Genomic DNA, 25,931 nt, shown 5'->3' with positions numbered 1-25,931 from the left:
ATAGGAATCATATCAGGCTAAAAGATCTTCTTACAGATCAATTTTGTTTCCTCTACTGAGACAATCTCGGCAACGACACTGGAAGCACACCCGCAATACAACCTTCTTTAAATGTCCGCTCCTATCCGCCCGTGCTCGGCACTGGTGCCGAGAGAACGGAATAATAGCATGGCAAAACACGATCTTTCATCTCATTACTTTCAACGAAAAATCTCGGATTTCTGCGAGGTACGCATTGCGCCAATCGCCTCAAAGCGAATGCTGCAAAGCATTAGGACCTTTCTCATAGGTCTTGTCATCCACCGCCGGCCACCGCTGATCGTTAGTGGCCGTATGAATTGGACGGCCATTGGCGAGGCATGCGGGATTGAGGGCGAATTGGGCGTCCATCGCCTCACTCATCGAAACGTGCAAATTCAATGCGGTCGATCCGCTGGCCTACTTGACCGCTACACTTTCTCCCATCGCAAATGGCCACAAGCAGAGCAGCATTCACGAGCTTATGCCGTGGAATTTCTTGCCGCGAAGAGACGGCTAAAGTCTGCTTGACCACTACCAACGATCAAGTTGGAAGGCTGATCCAACGGAAACGACCGTCCCTCGATTTTGCAGCAGTATCATTCGTGTACCTTCTTTTCTTCGCGGCAGCGCCTTGCCAAATAGCGGCACAAAGAAAATTTCGAAGGATTGAAATCGATGAACAATGCAGTTTCCACCGTGAAGTCACGGAACATTCTCGTGCTTGGTGCCGGAGAACTCGGCATGCCGGTCCTACGCAGCCTGGCACATCGCGCCAAGGATATCGAGGACGCCAAGATCAGTGTTTTGCTGCGCGCCAGTGCCGTGGTGTCCGATGTACCGGCCAAGCAGCGCGACATCGCTGAAATCCGTGACTTGGAAATCGAGATCGTTTTGGGCGATTTGGTGAAAAGTTCGATTGAGGAGTTGGCCTCGGTCTTCTCGCAATACGACACCGTGATCGGCTGCACGGGCTACGCGGCAGGCATCGATACGCCAATAAAGCTCGCCAGGGCAGCGCTGCAGTCGGGCATTCCCCGCTATTTCCCCTGGCAGTTCGGTGTGGATTTCGAGAAGATTGGTCGAGGTGGTCCGCAGGACATCTTCGACGCTCAGCTCGATGTGCGTGAACTCCTGCGGTCTCAGAGCAAGACGGAATGGGTCATCATCTCCACTGGCATGTTCATGAGCTATCTCTTCGAACCAGAATTCGGCGTCGTTGATCTGGAGAAGAACAAGGTCAACGCGCTCGGAAGCTTCGATACTGCCGTAACGTTGACTACCCCCAACGACATCGGCGTGCTTACGGCTGAAATCGTCTTTTACGAACCGACCATCAGGAACGAGATCGTCTTTCTAGCCGGTGACACCGTCACCTATGGCGAGCTTGCGGACAAGTTGGAGGCGGGCTTAAAACGGCCCTTTAACCGGTCCGAATGGACCGTGCCCGTCCTTATGGATGAACTGGCAAAGGACCCACAAAACATGATGCGCAAGTACCGTGCAGCGTTCGGCATTGGGCGAGGCATGGCATGGGACAAGGCGGGGACGTTCAACGTGCGCGAGCGCATCAAGGTGACGGAGGTGTCAGACTGGATCGACGCGAACCTGATCGCAAGGTAACGCCGTCCCTTTGGGGCGGAAGTCGACGTGAGGTGGTGATAAGACAGGGGGAGCGCGGTATGCCGCACTCTCCCGGTTCGTCCGCTTCGCCCATTCTCCATCCGGTCGATGTCGTGATGACATCAAAGGAGCGGCGTGTTTCTCGACCGTTAGAACGTTTGCCAGGAAGGCTTCTCCGGCGGCCGGGAATCAAATTCCTCGCGTGACTTTCGGAATTGTTCGGAATTCTCCACGACCCATGTCCACAAGGGGATCATACGAATGAGGAGACCCATTCCCATTTCTGTCAGTTCGTATTCCACCCGAGGGGGCATCTCGACAAGATCGTGGCGCGTGACGAGGCCATCTCTTTCGAGTTGGCGGAGCGTTCGAGTTAGCATCCGCTGCGTTACACCGTGCATCCGTCTACCGATATCCGCGTGCCGAAGTCTGCCATAAACGCCGAGGGTGTGTATGACGCCGAGCGACCACCTATTTCCTGCGTGGGCAAGAACTTCGCGTCTCACCCCGTCTGCATCCTCGCGAAGACCATCGCAAACCGCCTGAGAGTAGCTCAACATTTCTTCTCTGGTCATCAGTCTAACCTCCGGCATTTCCACCATCTCGCTGTAACAGCCTTCTTGGGGCATTTCACCTGTCTCTCCGGGTTGCACAAGAGTGGTGAACTAAGGGGGGATGCGGCTCACAGTCTGATAGGCCAGAGCGAGATAGGAAAAAGAAGCCGTGAATGAATAGTAGTATGAAGAGAATATTGAGGCAGTTCGTCTCTTGGATGGAAAAATGCCGCCAATGGCTCAACGCCGCTGTAGCTTTGAGTTTTCTGCGCGTCCTGAACCTTTTTCCTGCCGATCCAGCGATCAGATTTTCAGATCGGCTTGCGCGGATGGTCGGACCGATGACCCCACGACATAAGCTTGTGCTTCATAATCTGGCTCTTGCGTATCCGGAGAAATCAGACGTCGAACGGCGGGAAATTGCGATAGCAAGTTGGGGACACATGGGCAGACTAGCCGCCGAATATGTCTTCCTGGAACAATTGTTCGATTATGATCCTGCGAGGGATGAAACCGGACGGATCGAAGTTACGGGGACTGAGGAGTTTCAGGAACTCAACGATCATAAGCGGCCGTTTATCGTATTCACCGCGCACACAGGCAATTTCGAGTTGCTGGCCGTAGTCGGGGCCAAGTTTGGCCTGAATATAACTGCTTTGTTTCGTCCTCCCAACAATCCATACATCGCCGAGAAAATCTCCAATTTTCGAAAGCAGAGAATGGGGACCCTTGTCCCGTCGCACGCGGGTTCATCGTTCGCACTTGCTCGTCAACTCGAGCGCGGGGGCGGCGTCGGTATTCTAGTCGATCAGAAGTTCCGTAAAGGCCTGCCGACCAAGTTCTTCGGTGAAGACGCGAGAACCAACCCTCTGTTAGCAAAATTGGTACGGCAGTTCGAATGCGATGTCTTTCCCGCTCGCTGCATTCGCCTACCCGACAACCGGTTCCGGCTGGAGCTTGAGCGAAAAATTGTGATCCCGCGCGATGAGACGGGTTATGTAGATGTCTGGAGGACCACCCAACTTCTAAACGAAAAGGTAGAAAGCTGGATTAGGGAGTATCCGGACCAGTGGCTTTGGTATCATGACCGCTGGGACCAAAGAAGAAGCATCTAGCCATGTGTCGTTAACGTTACGATATCCGAACTGGATGCACCTTTCAGAACGACCTCAGGTATTCGCGTCTTTGTTTCCACCAATAGCTGATGTCAGCTTTTGACGCATCCCGGCCATAAAAGCCGCGTTGTAGTTTTTGGAACGGCCTGTCGCTCTGAGTCAATGTGCTAAGTTTGACCTGCCACTGAGAATTTCCTCCAGAATGGATTATGGTCCAGCCCATTATGAGGTGCTCCCCGATTTTGGGCCAGCGGGAGCTGGAATTTTCCGGGGTTTTGGCTCAGTTCGGCGGGGGTGCCGATGAGCCGTTCATAAGCGAAATCGGCACTTTGTTGCCTATCGCGCTGTGTGGCTGCGGATTTCGATGAATCGGGACAGCGTTTTCGGCAAGTCGCGGACAGCGGGCTCGATCGAGTTCCGCCAGCCTGGTTGCTGTCAATGGTGATTGATTTCGTTATTTCGGCGCTGGTCAAGAGCGTTGGTGTTTTCCGCTTCCGCATGCTCTCGCCTTCGAGCGTTATGCGGTGGGCGTTGTGAACGATACGATCGAGGAGCGTGGTTGAGAGCAGAATGCGCTTCCGTTGACGCCGATAACCGGTCTCGTAGACACAGTTACTACGGCTCCTGAACTTCCCAACTGGGCGAATAGCCGTGAGACCGCGAAGTGTGACCTTATGGCTGAACTGGCCAAAAGGCTGAAGCCGGCGCGCCGGTCGTGCTCGTTGGAAACTATCGCAGCTACAGCTCGGAACTGCTACTGCTCGCGGCCTGGGCGCAGCGGTGGTGCGGTGGCGAATGAATGGCGCCAGCCCCGATGAGGTGCGAGCGAAGATGGAAAGGATACTGCAGGGCGCCGAGCCGCCTCGGTCCGAAGACGCGGTCGTCGCCCTGCTGGCCGAAACCGGTTTCGAGGCACCGCTCCGGTTTTTCTCGAGCCTCTTCAGGGGCGCCTGGTTCACGAGGAAAGAACTGGAGCGGGTTACCGCCCTGGAATCTGGCGGCGACCGCAATCGAAAATCGCCTCCAGATTATCGCTCGCCCGCAACGAACAATTTCTCAGGGAGATAAGCGCCCACTCGCTTTGACACCGGAAGTGATTCCTGGCGCGTCACAGGCGGAGAGAGGATTTCTTCGGCCCTAGTGCCGAATACTGCTCCCTTGCGCCATTAATCCAGAAACAATGTTCTGAATATCGTATGAGCGTCCCGAAAGCACGAAAGGCCCAGGTTCATGGGTTGAAATAGTCTGTGGCACGAAAAAAAGATGGGGTATTGCTTTTTTCGTCTAGCTGTTCTGTCAAGGGCAACATGGTTTCCGCCTCGTAACGGGCGTCGATTATAGCCGCTGTGTATCGAAGCACATCCCCGCTGTTTATCGCATCGGCTGGGTAGGGCCCGACCAAATCGACTTCGGCCATCGACCATGCTGCTTTGATTTCGGGCGTGATAGTGCCGGCCGCGCTGATGACGAGAATGGTGAGGCGTTTGCTAGTCTGCATGCAATGCTCCCCGCATGCCGCCGGCAGCAGCGTGTGTTAACTACTATTATAAGCTCGGCGAACCGTCGAGGTTTCGTCCGGTATCATCAAATATCTGCGACGCTTGGCAGTAGATTTCCTGGATATACGATAGAGCCAAATATCAAGTTTCATCCATGGCACGTTTTCGACGCATTCCGGGTGCCGGACCAAATCGCGCCGAGCGCGGTTCCGGGCTCGTTAAACAGGAGGCTCCAATGCCCACGCGAAGGACCCTTAAAAGATCACTTTCTTGATGGCCTTGAGGACACCTACTAAGCGGGAAACAGTTACTTAAAGCTCTGCCCAAAAACAGGTACGCGGCGCTTATTACCGTTTTCTTGCGAATTGCAACCCGGGCGTCCGGCAGAAGCTTCTCCCAGGCGAAACGGGGCCAGACGACCCGTTATGGCTCCGGACAAAGGAGGAAAAAATGACAACTATCCCTCTTCTAGGCACTTGTTCGCTCGGACTCTCCTTAGGCAGACGCTGCTTCGCCGTCTACGGCGTGGATGAGGTGGTTCGACTGTTGGAGGAGCACTGGCTGAACAAGACAGGCGCACATTATAAACAGACGTTGAAGAGCTGCCGCCTGGCGTTGCTCCGAAGCGGACCTTCCGAGGTAGCGTGCGAGCACCTCGTTGCTACATGCCTGAACGCAGGTATTCCACACCAAGTTCATTCCATTCCCGGAAAAGACCAGTTGCCGCTCTTCGCCGTAGCGAGCAAGGACGCCAATGATCTGTTGATCGCGAGTGCTCTCAGATGAGCATCCATGTCGACGGCAAAAAGCAGGAGGACACCATGGCTGAGCGACGCGAACATATTCAACCCGACGACGATCTTAACCGCTCTGTCAGCGAGAAGCTTGATTGTACTCTCCCGTCGGTATCGATGACGGCGCGCTCCGCGGTTGAAACCGGACGTGGAAGAGAATGATCGTCTATGTGCTGGTGATCCTCACGCTCCCTGTCGTCATTGCGCCATCTTTCCTGCTCCATACGCATCCGGGCCGGATATGAGCCGAAGATGAGCGGATTGAATGACAAGGTCATTTGCCGGGAACGGTGATCGCCCCCGTAGTCTGCCATAGTGTCTCGCAAGGCGTGCGGCCCGACCGTTCGCCCTGGCGGCGTCGGATATCTTCCTACAGATGCCTTTGCGCGTCCAAAGATACCGGTGAACTGATCTCTCCACTTTGGCGCTTGAGCGGTATACCTATACGATCGCGCAGCCCCGCTGCCAGATGAAGCTGGTTGCGATGTCGGCCTCTTACGGCAACATCTGTTGCGACCGCATGGGCAACGCCGCGTTTGCAAACAATTTCGTCCACGAGAACGAAATAATTTTCCCGAGCATGTATTGATGTGGCCGCAAGATACTGGCTCGGATAAACGGCCTTGATGACGTTGTCGATTACAACAGCCCAGCCGCGCTCGTGGGGTGCAATCTGATATTCGGTCTTCTTGTCCATTGTGCTTAATCCTCCCTTTGGGGCTGCCTAACCACAATTTGAAGATGCTTGTTCCAAAGAGAAATGAAGCGGCTGACTTTCGCAGGTCTGGAATCAGCCGCGTCCCGCTTCAAAAAGAAAGAGTTCGGGACGGGCGCAAAGCGCGCATAACCCAGACCATGAGGGTAGGTGTTGAAACTCACCACCGACCCCTGTTGCACGCTTCATTGCCACGCTGCGGTAGAGCTCCGATCGCAGAACCGTATCGAGAGCGTTGCGGTCGTCGGGGCCATGTGGCGAGGCCTTTCCGGATAGGCGCTGGATATTTCCAAGAAGGGCTGGGACGATTTTCACCGAATGACCGCCCGTGGAAATCGATCACGGCCCCGCAATTTCCCAAGCGGGCGTCTCTCCTAGTTATTTTTCACGCCCCTCGGCGACTTGGAGGTGATGCTGAAGGGCCGGAAGCGTTTTAGCAGTCCAGGCTTTCAGTACCGGGTTTTCCCCGCCTTGAGAGTAACGCTTGAAAAGATCTACGGCGTCTTCATGGACAGAAACCTGATTTTCCTTATATTGTTCGACAAATTCAGAGCCCTCCAGCTTTTTGAGATCATCAAGCATCGTCTGGTGCGATGAGTTGGTGGTAGCGTTCAACGTCGCCTTTACCTGACCGCTTTCGACGAGTTGCTTCAGCTCGGCACTGGTTTTCTCATGGTCGGTTATCATCTGCTGTGCAAAGGCTTTGGTTTCTTCGTCGCCGCGCGCGAGTGCGAGCTTGCTGGATTCGATTTCAAACACGTCGCTGCTGCTAGCCTCACGTACGAAATCCTCTACGCTCGGGGCGATGCCGAGAGCCGAGTTCACGCCCGTCTTTTCCGTTGCCGATTGAGCTATTGCAGCCGTTGCAAAAGCCAGAAACGCCGTGCCTATCAAAAACTTTTTCATCTTTTCCTCCTGAGTTTTTATCAGGCCTAACTGCGGGCCGACCGAGATGTTCCTGTGACGCCGTTAAAGCCGATAATCGAAAAGAAGGGCGTGATCCCGGCCACGCAGCAGGACCGGGCACCAAACGCATGTCCTGGAAGGCACACCCGCCAATCCGCTGCCGCGCTTCTTCGACATTCAGGACAGCGTAATTGTGATCGACAACGAGGATATTTGTTCGGTCACCCAATCACGTCCGCGCCGCTCGCTCGGCTTCATCACCCATGATGCGCCACCATTGCATACTCCGTCGGCGATAATATGCGCTGTGGCCGGCCCGAGGCGAGTGCAGGAGGTATGCGACGCCTGCCAAGGTGACCACGGCGTCAAACGTCCAGCCGCCGGTGCAGCCACGGCGAATCCACTGCATTCGCCGAGAAAGTGCTTATCTACTGATCACTGGCGACGCGACCTAAGCCTTCGACAACGAATCTGGAGGAACGATTCAGGTGAAACTCGACCTCGTGAAGGAAAATAAGAGGTGGTGGGAGATAATCCCGTCTGGCGACCACCTTCCCCACGGGATTTGCCTCACGGTGCTGGACTACCGCCGCATATCACGGGGCGCTGGCCCGAGGAACCGATGACCGCTGCCTGCCAGCAAGGCTGTAGCGGGGACGATGAACGAATTTACGCGACCGGTCGAGATCATACTTCCCGACTTCGTAGTATTTTGGCGGGTGTCTGATAATCAACTGAGGAAATGGTTCCGCAGGCAAACAAACCGGTCAGCTGAAGCGCACAACCGATCTCAACGGAATTTTTGCAACCAATACGCCGTCGCCTCTGACAACCTCGAACTCCGCGCCATCTACAACTTCATTCTTGAGAATTTTCTCCGCCAACATTTCTCTGGCGGCTTGCGCGGCCTCGCTACAGGCACGTTCATCGCTCGTCAGCATCGCACCCTCGGTATCCACAGAGAGACCTTGAGCGTCTCGGACGTGGAAGAAATATCGTGGCATCGTGCACTATCCTGTTTTCTAGCGGTGTTTTATTCAACCAGCTCTCAAGATGTTGGTTCCGGCAAAAATCGCGAAAAGACCTCTTAGTATTTACCCGGACCGCTGAGCCGCAGTAAGGTTTTGCTGTGGTGTAAAGATACCTCACTGTATTTTTCTGGCCTTTCAATCCAGCAACTATGCTCGCTAGGCAAGAGATGCGGTCAATTCCACCTTACCGCGGCGCACAGCGGGTCCTGCCAAAATCGAGGACGATGCTTGCTGCGTTTTTTCAGAGGAAAAAACTGATGGCTGTAGAGCAGCGGGCGCGCCAGACCGCGAAATTTCGCGCGCACATCGTCGCTGCTGCGACGACAATTATCGGTACGGTCTCTATCAGCAGGTCCGACTGATGCCAAAAGCTGATTAGGTCGAAGGGCAACCATTGATGTTGAAGTCGACGGAAAAAACGCGATGCAAACAATTGCGCTTCTCAACGCGATGAGGGCACCGCTTGTTTTTGTGCCCATCCACAGGACGCAATAAGCCGGCCACGTCTTGTGTGACGACAAAACGCAACGTCGGAAAAATAGCCGACGCGCTCCTTAACGGCCAGGGTCTGTCATCGACACTTCATTGATCATTGTTCGGACCGTTGGAGCGCTTGTCTGCAGCTGAACGGTATCCACTGACCTCTAGAACGCGAAATTCCAGAAGCACGACGCGCCGCATCATCCCCAGCAGCTCGACATCAATGGAAGATTCGTTGGCGATTGCCGGAAACTCCCGAAGGACTTCGCTGATGGTCTTTTCCACAAGATGGGCCTGCAAAGCTTCATTGGAGGTGAAACGAGTGGCCCAACGTGCAAGTACACGTCGAAGCAAGCAATGATTGTAATTTGTTGGCTGTGGCACACGGCTACCCCCAAAAGAATAGGCGGGAGCACATATAGACCCTCAGGTACCACCGCCTATTAATTCGGTTGGTGGCAATGTTGACAAGTCTACTCCTTTCCCGATTAGAGTCGACCCCTATAAATGGCGACCGCCAATCAACCCCTGATTGCCTCGCCAGTCCTTATCCGTCAGGTTGCCAAGGAAATGTCAGCCAAGAAAAGATTTGAACTTTAGGTATCGGCACAGTTGAAGTGGATCTCAGACGTACTCCTGGATGCAAAATTTCGATAAATCCGTGATCCGGATTGCGTCGCTCGATCTAATGCACGTCCGCCGTTCAGCGTCAGACTAAAGACGATCACGGGGAGCCGTTAGCCGGATGACCAAACCGTCGGATTTCCATTCACGGTGAATTTCTCCACCCAACTGGCTGCCAATGGTTGCGCGACCGAGAATTGTGCCAAAACCTACCCCGTCGGACTTTCGCTGGACAGGCGGCCCACCTTTCTCGGTCCACAAGAGAGTGAACAGCCCGCCGTCGGTTTCACATGTAATTTCAACCCGCCCCTGCTCGGTCGACAAAGCGCCGTATTTCGCTGCGTTGGTGGCGAACTCATGTAGCATCAGTGCAAAGCTCGTCAGGGAACCGCCGGTGAGGACGATATCCGGACCACTGACGATCGCGTGAGACGCCGCGCTCTGGCCATACGGAGCGAGGATCGTTTTAATCAGAGAATGAAGTGTCGCCGTCTGCGCGAGGCGATCAGCTTCCGCTGAAGCCGGCGGAACCGTCAACATATGGGCGCGGGAAAGAGCACCGAGTCTATCGCGGACCGCGGCCGCGAGCTCAGCAGACGTTGTTGTCGTTCTCGCACTGAGTGAAACTATACTGGCCGCCACGGTGAAGAGGTTCTTTACCCGATGGTTCATCTCCTGGATCAACAGATGCTGTTGCTCTTCGGCGCGCCGACGTTCCGTGATGTCGCGCGCAATCTTGGAAGCACCTATGACGTGACCGGCGCGGCCCCTGATCGGTGACACGGACAAGGATATATCAACCAGTGAGCCGTCCTTGCGCTGGCGCACCGTTTCGTAGTGGTCGATCTTTTCCCCGCGCCGAAGACGCGCCAGAATACTGGGCTCTTCATCGGCTCGATCCGGGGGGATCAGCATCGTGACCGAACGGCCCACAGCTTCTTCTGCCGTATAACCAAACAACTTTTCTGCGCCGCGATTCCAGTCCGTGATTGTACCGTTCAGGTCCTTTGCCAGAATTGCATCGTCGGAGGACTGGATTATGGCTCTCATGCGTTGTGTTATCTCGTCTGCAAATTCATCATCCGGCTCTTGAATCAGCATGTTGACACCACCGGAGAGGACACCGCCGCTATCGAACACCGGCGATGCGAACGTACGGACCAGAACCCGGCTTCCGTCGGGTCGCTCATAAAGCAATTGATGATCTCGCACCGTTCGCTTATCCCGAAGGGCCATCGCCATCGGGCTCTCTGCATGAGGCAATGGCTTGCCATCCCGTGTGTGGAGCCTCAGGGATCCGCAGTATCTGACTTCCTTTAGACGCGGTCTAAGTCCCCATATATCGGCAGCCAACTCGTTGTAGAATATCAGCACGCCGGCTTCATCGGTGAGATAAGCTGCAACCGGCGAAACCTGCAGAAAGTCTCGCCACGTCACGTGTCCGGCCGGGATTTCGCTCAACGGCGCTGGCAAGGAATCGGACGTTTCTACTCGACTGTCATCGTCGCGACTGTGTTCACGCACCTGATACCTCTAACTTGCTCGTGTTGATCCTCAGGCCGGTGTATCGCTTCGCTTTCCTTGAAACCCTGTTGTTGAGCATCGAAAGCTACCTTGCAGGAAAGGGACTTGGCAACCCGGAACACAGTCCGCCCTGGTGGCTTCCCAAGGTTCGTGCATCCAGAGGATCTTTCGTGTCGCGACACTCGCTCAGGTAAGTTGGCGTCAAGCGCTGTCCAGGATCTCTTCCAGACGGGCGATCTGCTGCTCTGTCTCGCGGTCGTTAAGTTCCAGCCGAGCCTCCCCGTGAGGGTAATTCTCAATCCGGGAAATCTGCGGCTTCATGATCGATAAAGCGTGATCTTCCATGGCGTGGGCGTTGCGCAATCTCGTCATAAAAATATCGCGCGGGTCGGTAGCCATTCGTCATCCTCCGTGTGGTGTTTTCCGAACTGTGATGCCCCTCGAAAGTTCCCCGGCGTGTTCGGACTTACGTCGGTGCGCACCAGCTCGCGGTTGTCCGGAACAATCCCTTCCGCGTCTGGTTAGGCGGCGTGAAAGGAGGAGAAATGCATACCATTTCGGGTTCGTGGGCGACGGTCGGTATCGCCGGGCTGGTGATCTGGCTTTTCGGCGGCCTACTCAACGCCGCCAGCTATTATTCGCCGCCAAGACCGCGCCGGCACTATGCGGAAATTATAACTTCCGCATTATTCGTTACCGGCGGCATCTTGGAGGCCGTGATGTTGATCGGCATCGGGGTGAGTTTACTCGTCGACTAGCCTCGGGCGGGTCGGCCGCGACGTGCGTCGGTCTCGCCTCCCTGGCTTCCACCTACTATCCAGCGGTTTGCAGTGCCATTTCGCTGATGATCGCCGGTCAAGCATCGAGCGGCGCCCAACACGTCAGATCCTAAGTGGCGAATGCGTGTCCAATCCTGATCAGGCAAAAGTCTGCGGCAATCAGCGCATGCTGAAACGACGATCCGAACGTTTCTTCAACGACTTTTCCCTGAACGCAGCAACACAAGACTGCGTTCGATCAGTACATATTCAGCAGCTTCGATTTCCCGGTCCGCCAAGTCAGGATCGACTGTCGTCATACCTCGATCCAGCCTTTGTCTGTCTGCGGAAGCGAGAATGGGACTGGCCCGTCATAGGGATTGAATAGGATATCCGCGCCAACGCGATCAGCGTCGGCGTCACCGACACGGATGGACTGGGCAAATTTTCGGCGGCAGCGTGCAGGCGCAGGCTACCAGGGATTATCTCGCAAGCCTGATCCCCGTCGGCCATGTCGGCCAGCCCGACGAAATCGCCCAGCCTGTCCTGTTCCTTACCCGACGACGCAACTTTCATCGACGGCACCGAGCGCTTCGTCGATCGCGGCCAAGCGCAGATCCGAACCTTCCCATCATGCGCCTTGGCGCAATGGTGCCCAGGGGCTCCTCATTCAACGCGGCGGTCGTGCTGGTACACTTCGTGGCTTGAAGATTGCGGAACTTACTTTGATCGCGACAGTTTGGTCCCACCCGACCCGTCAATCCTCCAAAAGAAGTTATCGATACCGCTCCAATCATCGTCAGTCATCATTACGGCAGCACCATTGAGGTCAACCTGTCCGCTACGCCTGGTTTGAACCGCATCGTTTTCACGAGCGTTGCGATTGATCATGTGAACTGGACCTAGAACTGAACGGCAATTCTGGCCTTATTTGCGCTGCGCTCAATGAAGGAACAGGTGATGGATTGGGTTCTGGTGATTGCAACGCCATCAATCTGGATGGGGCGGGCTGAGCGTTTTTTGGCGAGGCGTTTCAGCTGATCTTGCAGAACGCATCAGCGACTTTCCATGAGGCATCGCGGCTCGGCGGATCTCATCAAGCCTGGCGGGGATGTGCAGACTTGAACGATACCCGGAGGCAAACCATGGCGAACTGTTCGTCCGCTGCAATACGTAGAATAGTCATCATCAGCGATTTTCAGGATGGCAGGTCCGATCACTCCGGTGTCCAGAGCGTTGAATGGTTTCGCAATCAATGGCTTGCAGGCTCCCGTGGAAATTATCCACATCCATCACAATCACCAAAACCGGTGGAGGTTGTTGGCGGCTATATTGAGCGCTTGCCCCTTGCCGCCCTTAAAACAGGACTGGTCAATTGCGCCGAGATATGGACGCACTGGCGCGGGGAAACGCCTCCAAGGGACACGATACTTCCCGGCTCCCACCTGAGGCGCCGAATGTTCAGGATGAACGGCGGGGCTGCACCTTTTTCGTCAAACGACATGATCGGTCACATTGAGGCCTTCGGGGTGCCGTCGATCCTCTGCGTCTGGGGCCTTGGCGTCGATGAGAACATTCTCGCGGCGTGCCGGGACAGCTACAAAATCTACAATTCGATCGATGCGCCGGCGTTAAGAGTGCCGTTTGAGGTCAGCCGTCATTTCAATCTTGTCCTGACGGGCGCTGAGTGGCAGTCCGAAGAGGTACGCATACGTCATCCCGAGATGGCGACCGCGATCATGCCAATCGGTCCGGAATTTGCGTCCGAATTGACCTTTCGACCCCTGGGCCTGCGCAAAATATACGACGTGATCTATGTTGCCGCAGCCCAGCCATACAAACGGCACGACATCCTGTTTGCGGCTCTCGACAGGCTACCTCGCTCGCTACGCACGCTCTGTGTTTGCGGTTATGGGGAAATGATCGGTGACTTGCACCGCAAGGCCCGGGAGTTGGGAATAAATGTCGATTTCGTCGATCCCCCGGGTGTCGCCTTCGCCGAAGTCAATCGGCTGATGAACATGGCAAGGATCGGCGTCGTCTGCGGGGTTGACGACGGCGCGCCTGCGATCCTCACCGAATATATGCTGGCGGGCATTCCGGTTCTCGCCAATAGTCGGTTGAGCTGTGGCCTGCAATACATCACGCCAGATACTGGCGGCACAGCGGCCCCAGAGGAATTTCACGAGGGGATAAGCAGCATGCTTGGACGACTTGATTCCTATCGGCCCCGTGACGTCGTCCTCGCAAACTGGACGTGGCCGCACAGCATCCGGAAGCTGGAACGCATCCTCGGCGAATATTAGCCGGATCGTTTTTTATGACATCTCAGGAACTATAGGGCCGACCGGTGGTTCGAAGACCGTCAATGTGACGTGCGCTTTATTGCGAGGTGTTTGATGAACCTGCTGAATTCCCACCCGCAATCGGCTGATGTCGGCGTGCCGGCCAATTCCCCCCTTATCTGTTTTTCCCATCTCAGATGGGATTTTGTTCTGCAAAGACCGCAGCACCTGATGCAGCGCTTCTCACGCGAAAGGCAGGTGTTCTTTTTCGAGGAATTCATTCCGACCGACCATCACCTTGCCTATCTTGAAATCCATTCGTTTGAGGGAACCAGCGTCAAGGCGATCCGTCCCCGCATTCCTCACTGGTGGAGCGCCGAAGAGCGCGATGCTGCACTGGGTCGGATACTGGACGAACTGCTGGAACTACAGGGCGGCAGGAAACCGATCCTCTGGTTCTACACACCCATGATGTTCAGCTTTGCAAAACATGTCGATGCCGCAGCAGTGATCTATGATTGCATGGATGAGCTTGCCAACTTCAAGCATGCTCCACCGGAGATCAGGGACGCCGAGCAGGCGCTGATGAGGCGGGCGGATGTGGTTTTCACAGGCGGCATCAGCCTTTACGAAGCAAAGAAGCATCGGCACGATAACATCCACCCCTTCCCTTCCGGCGTCGATACAGATCATTTCAACGCGGCGCGGAGGGAGATCGCAGAGCCAGCCGATCAGGCGTCCATTCCCCATCCGCGTCTCGGCTATTACGGCGTGATTGACGAGCGTCTGGATCTTGACCTTATCGGCAAGATGGCGGCGGTTCGCCCGGACTTCTCATTCGTTTTTGTCGGCCCCGTCCTGAAGATTTCGCCCACCGACCTGCCAACGGCACCCAATATTCATTATCTCGGTCAGAAAGCTTACGAGGACCTTCCCGCCTATCTGAGCGGCTGGGACGTCGCGCTGATGCCTTTTGCCCTCAATGATGCGACGCGTTTCATCAGCCCGACCAAAACCCCGGAATATCTTGCGGCGGGATGCCCCGTGGTCAGCACGCATATTACAGATGTCGCACGCGGTTACGGCGATGTCCGCGGCGTTTTCATCGCCAACGGCACCGGTGATTTCGCGTCCGCCTGTGACGCAGCACTTGCCATATCGAGAGGTGGCGACCCTTGGCTTCAGGTGGTTGACGAGGTCCTTGCGCGTTCATCCTGGGACGCAACATTCGACGCCATGTCACTTCTGGTCAACAGGGCGGTCACGAACATCGGGATGCCCATTGCTACTTCGGACAGATCGTTTCTCAGACAGGCTCGCCGCGATAAACCGCAGACTTACGACTATCTCATCGTCGGCGCGGGATTTGCCGGATCAGTCCTGGCCGAACGTCTGGCCGCAGACGGGGACAAGAAAATCCTCCTATGCGACAAACGGCCCCATATCGGCGGCAACGCCTATGATCATTACGATGAGGCAGGTATTTTGGTTCATAAATATGGACCGCATATCTTCCATACCAACAGCGAAGACATCGTTGCCTATCTCTCCCGGTTTACGGCATGGAGGCCCTACGAGCACCGGGTTCTTGCGCAGGTCGGCGATCTACGCCTTCCCATACCGATCAACCGCACGACGCTGAACACGCTTTATGATCTTGATCTCGCAAATGAAGCTGCGGCTGCCCTTTTCCTCGCGGGTCGAGCGCAGCCATGTGATCCTATCCTGACATCCAGGGATGTCGTCATATCGCAGGTCGGACGAGAACTCTACCAGACGTTCTTCGAGGGATACACGCGAAAACAATGGGGCCTCGACCCATCGGAACTCGACCGTTCCGTCACCGCACGCGTGCCGACCCGCACGACCGTGGACGACCGGTATTTCCTGGACCGGTTTCAGGCCATGCCGCGCGACGGTTACACCCGCATGTTCGAGCGCATGCTGGACCACGAGAACATCACCGTCATGCTCGGCACAGATTTCGCCGACATCAGGCATGCGGGCCTTGCAAGACATACGATCTTTACCGGCCCGATCGATGAATATTTCGACCACCGCTTCGGCCATCTTCCCTACCGCAGTCTGGAATTTCACCATGAGACCCATGATGTGAGACGGATGTTTCCGGTGGCTGTCATCAACTATCCCTCGCAGGACGTGCCCTATACGCGGGTGACGGAATACAAGCATCTAACCGGCCAGGTCCATCCGAGAACGAGCATCAGCTACGAATATGCCTGTGCCGAGGGCGACCCCTATTATCCTATTCCTCGACCGGAAAATCAGGCCCTCTACAAACAATACGAGGCTTTGGCCCGCAAACAGGCTGACGTGACATTCGTCGGGCGGCTTGGCACCTACAAATACTACAATATGGATCAGGTTGTAGGTCAGGCTCTCGCGACCTACAGACGTCTGCGGTCACAGCGGGTTGGCGGCGGGGTTATGGTCGATGCCCAGGGTGACTGACAGGCCCCGCATCGTTCTTGCAACCGACAGCCTCGACCCATCCGGAATGGGAGAGCACATGCTTGCGCTCGGTCGGGCGCTGTCAAGCCGCTGGGACGTAACGCTGTCCCTGATCTTCGAGGACAGGGCCGGTCTGTTGCCGCGTGCGGCGCGGTACGGGCTAGGTGTCAAACTGGCCGCAAATCATAGCGAGTTTCACGCATGGCTCGCAAAAACAGATACCAGCCTTCTTCACGTCCACGCCGGCATCGGATGGGAAGGTCATGACCTTGCCACGGCAGAAACCGTCAAGAGAATTCCCATCATCAGGACGGAGCATCTTCCTTATCTTCTGACCGACCCAAATCAGCAGAAGCTTTACAGGCGCGAGACCCGACACCTTGCGCATCATATCGTCGTGTCCTCTTCGTCGATGGAAAGTTTCCGTCCCCACATCGCGCCCGCACAATTAACCATCGTGCGCAACGGTATTTTTCCACTCAGCCCGGCCAGTTCATCGTCCCAGCTGAAGCACGACCTCGGCCTCTTGGGAAAGACGGTCCTTCTGACCGTCGCCCGCTTCACGGCGCAGAAGGACCACGCGAAGCTGCTGCATGCATTGCCGGAAGTCCTGCAATCATATCCGTCGCTCGTGCTGCTGCTGGTGGGATCGGGCGAGGAACAGCAAAATGCGGAAAGGCTGGCAGCGGAACTGGGCATCGATGACCACGTACGTTTCCTCGGTCAGAGATCGGATATCGCTGCGATCATGGGCGTAGCCGACCTCTTTGTGCTTCCGTCGCGTTTCGAAGGGCTGCCGATTGCCGTGCTGGAGGCCATGTCGCTTGGCCTGCCCGTAGTTGCAACGCGTGTTGGAGGAACGGTTGAAGCGCTGGGGGAAGACCATGCCTTTTTTGCGGAACCCGATCTGCCCGCCTCGCTGGCGTGCACCATCATAGAGGCACTGAGCGATCCTCGTCGTCTGGCCGCCGCTGGCGATATGGGCCGCGAGCGTTTCCAGAAACACTTCTCCGCTGACCGGATGGCAGCGGAGACCGGCGCAGTCTACGAGCGGATGCTCGGAAGGCGAGCAACGCAAAATCAAAAGGACAATTCCATGCAGAAGACACGCCTCGCCTTCATCGGCGTCGGTGGCATCGCCCAGCGGCACCTCGACATTCTGGCCGATTTTGATGACGTCGAGCTTGTCGGCTTCGCTGACCCCGATATCGCACGGGCGGATCAGGCGGCGATGCGTTTCGGCGCGAAGTCCTTCCAGCATCACGGCGACATGCTGGATGCTGTTCTGCCGGACGCCGTATACGTTTGCATCCCACCCTTTGCTCACGGGGAGCCAGAGCATGATCTGATCGAGAGGGGGATCCCTTTTTTCGTCGAAAAGCCCGTTTCACTCAACATTGAAACAGCGCAGGAAATTGCTGCAGGCGTCGCGCGCAAGAATCTGATCACGGCGGTCGGGTATCACTGGCGTTATCTCGACATTGTAGACGAGGCCCGTGGTCTTCTGGCCGAAAATCCTGCTCAGCTCCTGTCCGGTTACTGGCTGGATTCAACGCCGCCGCCGCAGTGGTGGTGGAAGCAGGACCAATCCGGCGGGCAGATGGTGGAGCAGGCGACGCATCTCCTCGACCTCGTGCGGTTTCTCGTCGGTGAGGTGACCGAGGTTTATGGGCGCATCGGACACAAGGACCGACCGGAGTTCCCCGGCCTTGATGTGCCAACCGTTACCACTGCCAACCTGACTTTCGAGACGGGCGTGGTGGCCAATATCGCCTCCACCTGCCTGCTCGGCTGGAATCACCGTGTCGGCCTCCACATTTTTGCTGACCGGTTGGCCATAGAGCTGACCGACAGGGATATTATGGTGGATGTGGGACAGGGACGCCCCGTGCGCGGCGCAGATGGCGACCCGGTTTGGCGCGAAGACAGAGATTTTATCGACGCCGTGCGTGGCGGTGAAAACCGCATTCGCTCCCCCTATGCAGAAGCCCTCGCCACGCACCGTCTCGCTCTTGCGGTCATGTCATCGGCAAAAGGCGGGGAACCTGTCCGTCTTGAAAAGCCGGATTTCGTGCGCGTGCAACCAGCCCCCTTGACGTTCCAGCCGCGCCCGGAAGCACCGCAGGGGCTGCCGCCCGGCCACCGCCACGTCAGGTCGCTCGGGGTCGAAGCGCCGGGCCGGGCCTACTTCTTCGGTTATGACGAAGGACCGCCAGCCGATGGTCAGGTTCAGCTCGATACTCTTTATACCGGTCTTTCCGCGGGAACCGAGCTGACGTTTCTGAAGAACACTAATCCCTATTTCCGCTCCCGTTTTGACCATGGTCGCGGCGTGTTCATCGAAAACGAGCCGGACCTGCACTACCCTGTGCCGTTCCTCGGATACATGGAGGTCGCCCGCGTATCACAGTCTTACGCAGCCGGAATTGCATCCGGGGATATCATCGCCTCGGCCTACGGTCACAAAACCGGCCATACGGCAGACCCTTTCCACGATGTGCTAGTCGCCCTGCCGGCGACGCTCGATCCGCTGCTGGGAATCTTTGTTGCGCAGATGGGCCCGATTGCGGCAAACGGCCTCCTTCATGCCGATGCGGAAGCTTTTGGTGTGAGTGTGCCGACGCTGGGTGCGGGGGTCAAAGGACGCCCCGTCATCGTCATCGGGGCAGGCACCGTAGGGTTGATGACAGCACTGTTTGCCCGAGAGCTTGGCGCCTCCGACGTTATCATCACCGACCCGTCGGATTTCCGTCGCGGAAAAGCCGAAGCCATGGGCCTGACCGCAATGACCGAAGAGCAGGCATGGCAGCACGCCAAGGCTCGCTGGCACGACGGCACGATGGGGCGTGGCGCAGATATCGTATTTCAGACCCGAGCACATCCCGGAAGCCTGCACACAGCGCTGAAAGCCCTGCGGCCACAGGGAACCGTGATCGACCTTGCCTTTTATCAGGGCGGCTCCGATCATCTACGGCTGGGCGAGGAATTTCATCACAATGGCCTCAACATCCGGTGCGCGCAGATAAACCGCGTGCCGCGTGGGCTTGCGCCGCTCTGGAACAGGGAAAGACTGGCACGCGCAACTGTGGATCTCCTTGCCGTTGAGGGAGCCTTGATCCGCGAACACATGATCACGCATGTCATCGCCATGGACGAGGCCCCGGCCTTTCTTGCCGATCTGGTCGAAAACAGACCGGACTTTCTGCAAATCGTGTTCCGGGTGAGCGAATGATTGCCGAACAAGCGCCTTTAAGTATACTGTTCGTTTTCGCCTGGCTTGTCGTCGGCGGAGAGGAAACGGAAGTCCAGCTACTCGCCAAGCACCTAGACAGGAAGCGATATCGCATTGACGTCGTCGCCTGCTTTCGCAAACCGGGCATGCCGGAACAGACGCACGAACAGCTGCGCGCGCTCGGGGTTGACGTTGACACCACGCCCTACAACCTCTCATTCGACGATACGGTTGCCTATCTCGCCAGCAAGATTTCCGGCTACGACATCGTGGTTTCCTGCCAAAACGTTGCCGACATCTACCCGGCGCTGGAGCGCCTGCACCTGCGCCCATTGCTTATCGAACATGGTGGCCTTGTCTCGGAGGCGCTTGCAGGGCCCAAACATTTCACCAGCCGTTATGTCGGCGTCTGCCGCACGATCCGCGATGCCGCTGCCTCCCACATGCCGGGCCGCGAAGCGTGCGCCATCGAAATTCCGTCGATGGTCGATCTGTCGGCCTTTGACCCGACTCAAAGAGACCGAATGCGCCGCAGTCTCAACATCACCGACGATCAGATCCTCATCGGCTGGGTCGGCCGCCTCGATCCGAAAAAGAACGTCGAAGATTTCATCGACGCGGCAGCAATCGTTAGCCGCGCCCACGCCCACGCCCGCTTCGTCATCGTCGGCGGGCCTGATGCCTTCCTGCCGCAATACGCGACCACATTAAGGGAATTGGCCGCAAAACATGGGCTTTCCGACGTCCTTCAATTTCTGGGCGACCGAAAAGACGTTGCAGATCTTCTCGCAGCCTTCGATATTTTTACATGGCTTTCCCGCGGCGAAGGCATGCCACATGTGATCGCGGAAGCAGGCGCCGCAGCTCTACCCGTCATCTCAACGCCGGATAACGGCGCGATGCAGCAGATAAAGGACGGTGTCTCGGGCCTGTTCGTACACTATGACGATCCGATTGCTGTCGCCGAGAGGATCGGTTTTCTGATTGCCTCTGGCGAACGCCGGCGTTCCCTTGGCTCCGCATTGCAGCGGAAAGTGGAGGCGACCTATTCCGTTCAAGCGGTGATACCGCTTTGGCAGCAATTGTTCACCGAAGTGAATAAGGAGCGCAAAGCGGCGCGAGCGACGGGATTGTTCAAATCTTTCCTGCAAGGCGGTTTCGAGTGCTCGAGCCATCGCCTTCGGCCAAGGGACGGCGAACTCAACGGCCGGCGGCTCGACATGATTTCTACGATCACTCACGACATCAATGCCGCACGGGATTATCGCCAGCTTGCCGAATTCGGTATCCGCACGGTGCGTGATGGCTTTCGCTGGCATTTGATCGACGGTGCCGGCGAATACGACTGGTCCAGCATTCGCCCGATGCTGCGGGCGGCCAGGGAGACGGGAACGCAGGTTATCTGGGATCTGCTGCATTATGGCTGGCCCGATGATCTGGACATCTGGTCGCCACGGTTCGTTGACCGATTTGCACGCTACGCCGCAGCCTGCGGCCGCCTGGTGCGTGAGGAAAGCGACGACATTCCCTTCTATTGCCCCGTCAACGAAATTTCGTTTTTTGCCTGGGGCGGAGGCGATGCGGGATATCTCAACCCGTTTAGCCGAGGTCGTGGCTTCGAACTAAAAGTGCAGCTGGCACGAGCGGCGATTAGTGCCGTGGACGCGATAATTTCGGTCGATCCCCGCGCCCGGTTTGTCCACTGTGATCCTGTCATCAACGTCATCACCGATCCATCGCGCCCGTGGGAAGCAGGCATGGCGGAAGGGCACCGCCAGTCTCAGTTCCAGGGCTGGGACTTGATATCCGGCCGGATGTGGCCGCAGATCGGCGGTAATGAGCGTTATCTCGATATCGTCGGCGTGAACTATTATTTCAATAACCAGTGGATCCACGGCGGGCCGCCGGTCGATATCGGCCATCCCCTGTACAAACCGCTAAGCAAAATTCTCATCGAGACCTATGCGCGTTACGGCAAGCCCATGCTGATCGCTGAAACCGGTACGGAGGGAGGACGCAGGGCATCCTGGTTTGAATATGTTTGTGCCGAAGTGCAGATTGCCATGCAGTACGGCGTTCCGCTTGAGGGTGTGTGCCTTTATCCGATCGTCAATCACCCAGGATGGGACGACGGCCGACTGTGCGAAAACGGGCTTCTTTCCACGGAAATCACCGCATCGGGCCGGGCGGCGTATGCCCCCCTGGCAGCCGCAATCAAACTGGCGCCATTCAGGGCTTGATGGATCACGCGCCCGTCAACTTCACCAGAGTTGTGATTGTCGTTGTCGATGCGCTGAGCTGAGCTGTCTTGGCTGGCAAGACCATGCAGTCGCCCAGGGGGTGAGCAAGCACCATTTCTGGAATGCGGGACGCACTGTCCGGGTGAAGTCGCGTTCTCGACTTTAATCTCGGTCGGGAAAGGTGACTGTCGGCGACCTGAGACTGAAAGCACTGGGCGTTCCGGTCGTATTGGTGAGCGCAAGCGACGCCGCAGCGTTCTCAAGATATTCCGTGCTCGACGGTACCGATATTGCGGAAAGCCGACAGATCCAAAACGTCTGGTGGCCGAGTTTGCGCGCGACGGTGTCGGCAGCAGAGACCCAGCGGTCCGAGCACGATTTGCAAATGACGACAAGAGGCTGGTCAACTGGCACGGTTCCATCTCCATGCCGACCAGCGGTCAACGACACCCGCTCCGTGCCTTACCAGCCATGTCGCTGGAGGCATGGAAATTTATGTCTATCTCGTTTTGATCAATGGCGCGATTGTCCTGATCGGGAACGCGTTGGCGCGCCAGTACATCGAGCGCACAGCGGCAATCGGCGGCCTCGTAACCGGCTGCATGCTGCTTGCTTTTGCTCAACGCGGCTTTCTCAGTGCGTGGGCTCCTGGGGTCCCGCAGCCTCGATGGATGTTTTCACGATTGGAGAGATTCTCTTCGTGCCCTGCGGTGGAGTACATATTGGTCGAGGGTATCTCGCACGAGCATAGCAGAGGCAACTATTTTGGCGCTCACTCGCTCTCGACCATCGGAGATCTTAAAGGACCGACGCTAGGCAGCACCGTGCCTGGTGCCCTTGGCGGACCAGGCGTGTTCCTGCTCTTTGCCGGGCTGGCAGCCATCCGCGCCATTCTCTTTGTCGTTGGCACACGCATTCGACCCCCAGAGCCGCAACATCGCCATCCTCGGTAGGCTCACCGCGAACTGTCTTGATGCTGGATTTGCGCGAGGGATATGTATTGCATGAATCGTAAAGTCGCGAGGAAAGCTTGCGGATCAATCAGCGCCGAACTCGGCGCTTAACCAACGCTGACCGATATACTCCAGGGGAACCCGGTCTATTTCGGCCGTTGCGCAAATCGACCGCGATAAATCAGTGGGCTAACCCCGTAACATCGAACTTGCACCTGTCAGATTGCTCTGCCGAGGCTTTGAGCGATCTGGCAATCTCCGAGGCATCGTTTTTTTGTGAACACGTCTTTCTCAAGATCGAGCGCGTCGCTTTCCTTGGTCACCTTCTGCGACCATTTCTTTTTAGCCTTTTTCATTGTTTCTCTCCCGGCAAATCATGATTTTCGGTATGGGTCATGGGTATGGTGACTGACACGCTCACCACCTCCTCCGGAAACCCTGCTCTTCGAACGCTTGTCGTTTTCTGCGGCTTGATTTCCAAGGGTGCCTTCGCGTTTCCATGCGATGCACCCGGCCCGCCCTGACGGATGCTGGCCGGTATTTTTGTTGAAGTGGACATGTCTTCCTCCTGTCGCAGCGGACGAGCCGCGCATTACTTGTCGTCGCGCGTTTTCATTGCGTCGGAAACACGCTTCTTACGTGGGTTTTTGAGGTTCTCCCCAACAGCATCCCGATCGTGCTCGGGATCGTCAGCGGGCTCCATGTAGCCTCTGGGGCGGGTTTCCTTCGGCCCCTCCCAGCGGGGTGATTGGTCGGTGGTGCCGGGAGCGCCATCTCGTGGAGAATTATTGGTCATCATTGCCTCCGGTTGGGTTGCGAACCCACCCAACCTCTTTGCGGCGACGATGTTCCGCGAAGACAACGACACAGCAGGGCAACTTTTTTCGAAACAATTTCGCGTTGCCCCGGTTAGGCGCGAGAGAAAATCCAGTCCGAGGGAACATGACGATGACGGACAAATCCGGCAAATCCGATCGCATCTCCAGAATGGCTCCGCGGTGCGCCTGCGGCGACCATGTCTTTCCTGAGGAACCAACATGCCAAGATTTTTCTTCACCGTGATCAGCGGCAAAAACATCCTCGATGATCCGGAAGGCAGCGATCTGCCGTCGCTCGACCGGGCGATCGACGAGGCGCTCCAAGATGCCCGGGCGCTGATGAGCGAGGCAATCCTGCAAGGGCGCGATATCTCGGAAGGATGCATCATCATCCGGAATAAACAGCAGGAAGTATTGAAAGTCGTCCGCTTCGCCGACGCGCTAGACAGAAATGACTGATGGCGTTGCACCGTCCGTCCGCATACGACTTATCAGTTTTTCATATTCTTTTTCCGGCACGCCGTAGGTCGTGACGGCGACATCTTCCAATATGCTTCGATTGACGATCCGGACGTTTCCTCGGCTGGCACGGATCGCATGAATGCCTTCGAGAACATGCAGCTCGTTGGTGATGCCCGGCCGCCGCACCCCGAGAACCGTGGAGAGAAACTCATGGGTGATCGGCAGATCATCGGTATCGAGCCGATCATGACACATTAGCAGCCAGCGCGCGAGCCTTTCGCGCAGACTGTACTGCCCATTTGCCAGCACAAGCTGGCCGACCTGAAGCAGACAGATATTGATATAGCCCAGCAAAAGCTCCCGCAGCCGCACGTCGTTCTCCATCTCCTGTCGCAGTTCGACGGCAGGGATCAGAAAGCCACGGCCGCCGACACCCATGACGGTTTCATCCGGCGTGGTTTCCGCGCCCAGAAGAGCGGGCCAGCCGGTGATCCCCTCCCGGCCGACGAGCACGGTTTCTATGCTTTTACCGCTATCGTCATGAACGACGGTGGATGCCAGACCGGTTTCGATGAAACAGAGATGGGAAACAGGCACGCCAGCCGCAACGAGCTGATACCCCGCCGGCAGATCGACGTGCTCCATTCGAGACGCGAGCCGTGACAGCCCTTCCATGCCCAGGGTTTTCAATAGCAGGTTATAAATAAAAAAATCAGATCCAAGCATAGCGGTTCGCCCCTTGCTCGAAAACAACAATATGCGGCGGTCATATTAACAGCGGAAAATCGCATGAAAACAGTGAGTACGTTTCCGTACGAATTTGCAGGGCGGTCCCTTGGTGCATCGGGGAATGGCCGAACAGGCGAAATTCTTGCCGGGACGACTTAGCGAAAGCAATCCGCCGCATCCGCCTTCAATATCTGGAACAAGCTTTTCCAATCGTGGTTAGGGGTTGCAAACAGGGAGGCTTGAACACCATGAAAAAGAACATCGAATACCAGATCATGGCGCATGAAAATGGATGGGCCGTCGTCATCTCTGATGCCATAAGAGGCGTTTATCTCAGCCGACATCTGGCGCTCGCGGCAGCAAAACTGCTGGAGAGCGATATGCTGCCGACCGAAGAGGCGAGACGGTTCGCTCAAACTACCCATATGACGCTGACCGATACCGCAGCCCCCATGTCCCGGTCGCTTCAGGTAAGGGTGGCGGTGCCCCAACAGGTGGATGTTCCCCTGCGACGCAGAAGCGCAGAAATCAGCGTTCCACCGTCGACTGATGGTCGCAATCTGGAGGCGGGTAAGGTCTAGGCGAAATGACGGGCCGGCGCCGGCTCACGCGGTGCGACCGGGATGCGTCGCGATTAAAAAATAGCGCGCAATGGCGGCCGCCAGCGCAAATATCACAAGCGTATAGACCATCATGGTTTTCCAGGTGCGTTTGCGGCGGCGAAAATCGCCGTCATCTACGCCGATGGGTAAAAACTTTGAATCGAGCCTTTCACTTACCGGTCGGTTTATATCCTGCTCAAGCCTGATGCTTTCCCGTGGCGGATCAGCCAAGTCATTGTCTTTTGCCTGCATCCGATACCTCCTCATGGGCGCGCGGCATCCCACCCCCGCCCATCCGCAATTGTTCCGCCCCCGAAGCGGGACGGCGGCGAGGAAAACCGTCGCAAGAGGTTTTCATCGGGACGAGATGCCCAACGCCGCGCCAGCCCTCTCGCGCTTATTTGATAAATTCGGACTACGGGGCGGCTGAAATCATCCTGCTCAGGCGTTATGGTAGGTGGAACGGCACACCCATGCAGTGGTATGCGAGGAGTAAA

25 protein-coding genes and 2 pseudogenes are annotated in these 25,931 nt (G+C 56.6%); 14 read left to right on the top strand and 13 right to left on the bottom strand.

Annotated elements, in window-relative coordinates; translation table 11 throughout:
- Window positions 1–376: 376 nt before the first annotated feature.
- Together QE432_RS23825 and QE432_RS23820 are read left to right on the top strand one after the other, a co-directional pair.
- A pseudogene (locus QE432_RS23825) lies at window positions 377–538 on the top strand (transposase domain-containing protein); the annotation flags it as partial.
- A gap of 158 nt (window positions 539–696) precedes the next feature.
- Window positions 697–1,641: an aromatic alcohol reductase gene (locus tag QE432_RS23820; protein ID WP_112154565.1), complete on the top strand. Its 945-nt coding sequence runs from the start codon at window positions 697–699 to the stop codon at window positions 1,639–1,641.
- Window positions 1,642–1,790: 149 nt separating this feature from the next.
- On the opposite strand, the gene QE432_RS23815 is transcribed toward QE432_RS23820, so the two are convergent.
- Window positions 1,791–2,201, bottom strand: coding sequence for a winged helix-turn-helix transcriptional regulator (locus QE432_RS23815; protein ID WP_256939172.1), 411 nt, complete (start codon window positions 2,199–2,201; stop codon window positions 1,791–1,793).
- Window positions 2,202–2,380: 179 nt separating this feature from the next.
- Between QE432_RS23815 and QE432_RS23810 the strand changes: the two genes are divergently transcribed.
- Together QE432_RS23810 and QE432_RS23805 are read left to right on the top strand one after the other, a co-directional pair.
- Entirely contained in the window at window positions 2,381–3,310 is a 930-nt protein-coding gene (locus tag QE432_RS23810) for a lipid A biosynthesis lauroyl acyltransferase (RefSeq protein ID WP_112154564.1), read from the top strand.
- Window positions 3,311–4,105: 795 nt separating this feature from the next.
- Window positions 4,106–4,378 (top strand): hypothetical protein, encoded by a 273-nt coding sequence (locus tag QE432_RS23805; RefSeq protein ID WP_112154563.1) that lies wholly within the window; start codon window positions 4,106–4,108, stop codon window positions 4,376–4,378.
- 160 nt (window positions 4,379–4,538) lie between these two features.
- Here the strand turns inward: QE432_RS23805 and QE432_RS23800 are convergent, their stop codons facing one another.
- Entirely contained in the window at window positions 4,539–4,808 is a 270-nt protein-coding gene (locus QE432_RS23800; RefSeq protein WP_306627140.1) for a hypothetical protein, read from the bottom strand.
- 451 nt (window positions 4,809–5,259) lie between these two features.
- Here QE432_RS23800 and QE432_RS26675 point away from each other — a divergent pair, with 451 nt between their 5' ends.
- Together QE432_RS26675 and QE432_RS23795 are read left to right on the top strand one after the other, a co-directional pair.
- Window positions 5,260–5,595 carry a DUF982 domain-containing protein gene (locus QE432_RS26675; RefSeq protein ID WP_373465231.1) on the top strand — a complete coding sequence of 112 codons (336 nt, stop codon included), beginning with the start codon at window positions 5,260–5,262 and terminating at the stop codon, window positions 5,593–5,595.
- Window positions 5,592–5,765, top strand: a complete 174-nt coding sequence (locus QE432_RS23795; protein WP_306627138.1) for a hypothetical protein — start codon at window positions 5,592–5,594, stop codon at window positions 5,763–5,765. Before QE432_RS26675 ends, QE432_RS23795 begins: the two co-directional genes overlap by 4 nt.
- 208 nt (window positions 5,766–5,973) lie before the next feature.
- Here the strand turns inward: QE432_RS23795 and QE432_RS23790 are convergent, their stop codons facing one another.
- The 6 genes from QE432_RS23790 to QE432_RS23765 form a co-directional block, all read right to left on the bottom strand.
- The gene (locus tag QE432_RS23790; protein WP_112154561.1) at window positions 5,974–6,300 is read right to left on the bottom strand and encodes a hypothetical protein; all 327 of its coding nucleotides are present in this window, start codon (window positions 6,298–6,300) and stop codon (window positions 5,974–5,976) included.
- 396 nt (window positions 6,301–6,696) lie between these two features.
- A complete protein-coding gene (locus QE432_RS23785) occupies window positions 6,697–7,224 on the bottom strand; it encodes a DUF4142 domain-containing protein (protein ID WP_112154560.1) in 528 nt (175 codons plus the stop codon).
- 767 nt (window positions 7,225–7,991) lie between these two features.
- Window positions 7,992–8,228 carry a DUF6894 family protein gene (locus QE432_RS23780; RefSeq protein ID WP_113049374.1) on the bottom strand — a complete coding sequence of 79 codons (237 nt, stop codon included), beginning with the start codon at window positions 8,226–8,228 and terminating at the stop codon, window positions 7,992–7,994.
- A gap of 609 nt (window positions 8,229–8,837) precedes the next feature.
- The gene (locus tag QE432_RS23775) at window positions 8,838–9,020 is read right to left on the bottom strand and encodes a hypothetical protein (protein WP_162647849.1); all 183 of its coding nucleotides are present in this window, start codon (window positions 9,018–9,020) and stop codon (window positions 8,838–8,840) included.
- Window positions 9,021–9,449: 429 nt separating this feature from the next.
- Window positions 9,450–10,883, bottom strand: coding sequence for a PAS domain S-box protein (locus QE432_RS23770; protein WP_306627136.1), 1,434 nt, complete (start codon window positions 10,881–10,883; stop codon window positions 9,450–9,452).
- 201 nt (window positions 10,884–11,084) lie between these two features.
- Window positions 11,085–11,282 (bottom strand): DUF892 family protein, encoded by a 198-nt coding sequence (locus QE432_RS23765; RefSeq protein ID WP_112154557.1) that lies wholly within the window; start codon window positions 11,280–11,282, stop codon window positions 11,085–11,087.
- A gap of 146 nt (window positions 11,283–11,428) precedes the next feature.
- Between QE432_RS23765 and QE432_RS23760 the strand changes: the two genes are divergently transcribed.
- The 6 genes from QE432_RS23760 to QE432_RS23735 all read left to right on the top strand — a co-directional run bounded on the left by QE432_RS23760 (window position 11,429) and on the right by QE432_RS23735 (window position 22,823).
- Complete coding sequence (locus QE432_RS23760) at window positions 11,429–11,641, top strand: hypothetical protein (protein WP_112154556.1); 213 nt, start codon at window positions 11,429–11,431, stop codon at window positions 11,639–11,641.
- A 1,145-nt stretch (window positions 11,642–12,786) separates the two neighbouring features.
- A complete protein-coding gene (locus tag QE432_RS23755) occupies window positions 12,787–13,947 on the top strand; it encodes a glycosyltransferase (RefSeq protein ID WP_112154555.1) in 1,161 nt (386 codons plus the stop codon).
- A 93-nt stretch (window positions 13,948–14,040) separates the two neighbouring features.
- The gene (gene glf / locus QE432_RS23750) at window positions 14,041–16,398 is read left to right on the top strand and encodes a UDP-galactopyranose mutase (protein WP_112154554.1); all 2,358 of its coding nucleotides are present in this window, start codon (window positions 14,041–14,043) and stop codon (window positions 16,396–16,398) included.
- On the top strand, window positions 16,391–19,630 hold the full coding sequence (locus tag QE432_RS23745; protein ID WP_306627478.1) for a glycosyltransferase: 3,240 nt from the start codon (window positions 16,391–16,393) through the stop codon (window positions 19,628–19,630). Before glf ends, QE432_RS23745 begins: the two co-directional genes overlap by 8 nt.
- On the top strand, window positions 19,627–21,870 hold the full coding sequence (locus tag QE432_RS23740) for a glycosyltransferase family 4 protein (RefSeq protein ID WP_112154552.1): 2,244 nt from the start codon (window positions 19,627–19,629) through the stop codon (window positions 21,868–21,870). The genes QE432_RS23745 and QE432_RS23740 overlap by 4 nt, the downstream gene beginning before the upstream one ends.
- 485 nt (window positions 21,871–22,355) lie before the next feature.
- The gene (locus QE432_RS23735; RefSeq protein ID WP_112154550.1) at window positions 22,356–22,823 is read left to right on the top strand and encodes a hypothetical protein; all 468 of its coding nucleotides are present in this window, start codon (window positions 22,356–22,358) and stop codon (window positions 22,821–22,823) included.
- A gap of 218 nt (window positions 22,824–23,041) precedes the next feature.
- Here the strand turns inward: QE432_RS23735 and QE432_RS23730 are convergent, their stop codons facing one another.
- From QE432_RS23730 to QE432_RS23720, 3 genes and pseudogenes are all read right to left on the bottom strand, one after another.
- Window positions 23,042–23,179, bottom strand: coding sequence for a DUF3175 domain-containing protein (locus tag QE432_RS23730; RefSeq protein WP_306627133.1), 138 nt, complete (start codon window positions 23,177–23,179; stop codon window positions 23,042–23,044).
- An 18-nt stretch (window positions 23,180–23,197) separates the two neighbouring features.
- A pseudogene (locus QE432_RS23725) lies at window positions 23,198–23,382 on the bottom strand (hypothetical protein).
- Window positions 23,383–23,415: 33 nt separating this feature from the next.
- Window positions 23,416–23,619 carry a hypothetical protein gene (locus QE432_RS23720; protein WP_060643048.1) on the bottom strand — a complete coding sequence of 68 codons (204 nt, stop codon included), beginning with the start codon at window positions 23,617–23,619 and terminating at the stop codon, window positions 23,416–23,418.
- A gap of 241 nt (window positions 23,620–23,860) precedes the next feature.
- Here QE432_RS23720 and QE432_RS23715 point away from each other — a divergent pair, with 241 nt between their 5' ends.
- A complete protein-coding gene (locus tag QE432_RS23715) occupies window positions 23,861–24,100 on the top strand; it encodes a DUF6894 family protein (RefSeq protein ID WP_112154548.1) in 240 nt (79 codons plus the stop codon).
- Here the strand turns inward: QE432_RS23715 and QE432_RS23710 are convergent.
- Window positions 24,083–24,829, bottom strand: a complete 747-nt coding sequence (locus QE432_RS23710; RefSeq protein ID WP_112154547.1) for a Crp/Fnr family transcriptional regulator — start codon at window positions 24,827–24,829, stop codon at window positions 24,083–24,085. The genes QE432_RS23715 and QE432_RS23710 overlap by 18 nt on opposite strands.
- 251 nt (window positions 24,830–25,080) lie before the next feature.
- Between QE432_RS23710 and QE432_RS23705 the strand changes: the two genes are divergently transcribed.
- On the top strand, window positions 25,081–25,413 hold the full coding sequence (locus QE432_RS23705) for a hypothetical protein (protein ID WP_112154546.1): 333 nt from the start codon (window positions 25,081–25,083) through the stop codon (window positions 25,411–25,413).
- A gap of 24 nt (window positions 25,414–25,437) precedes the next feature.
- On the opposite strand, the gene QE432_RS23700 is transcribed toward QE432_RS23705, so the two are convergent.
- Window positions 25,438–25,686, bottom strand: a complete 249-nt coding sequence (locus QE432_RS23700) for a hypothetical protein (protein WP_306627131.1) — start codon at window positions 25,684–25,686, stop codon at window positions 25,438–25,440.
- Between the last annotated feature and the right edge of the window lie 245 nt (window positions 25,687–25,931).

This window comes from Agrobacterium sp. SORGH_AS_0745 (assembly GCF_030818995.1).
GTDB lineage: Bacteria > Pseudomonadota > Alphaproteobacteria > Rhizobiales > Rhizobiaceae > Agrobacterium > Agrobacterium tumefaciens.
Note: the sequence above shows the minus strand (reverse complement) of the source record. Positions and strands in the feature narration are given on the sequence as shown.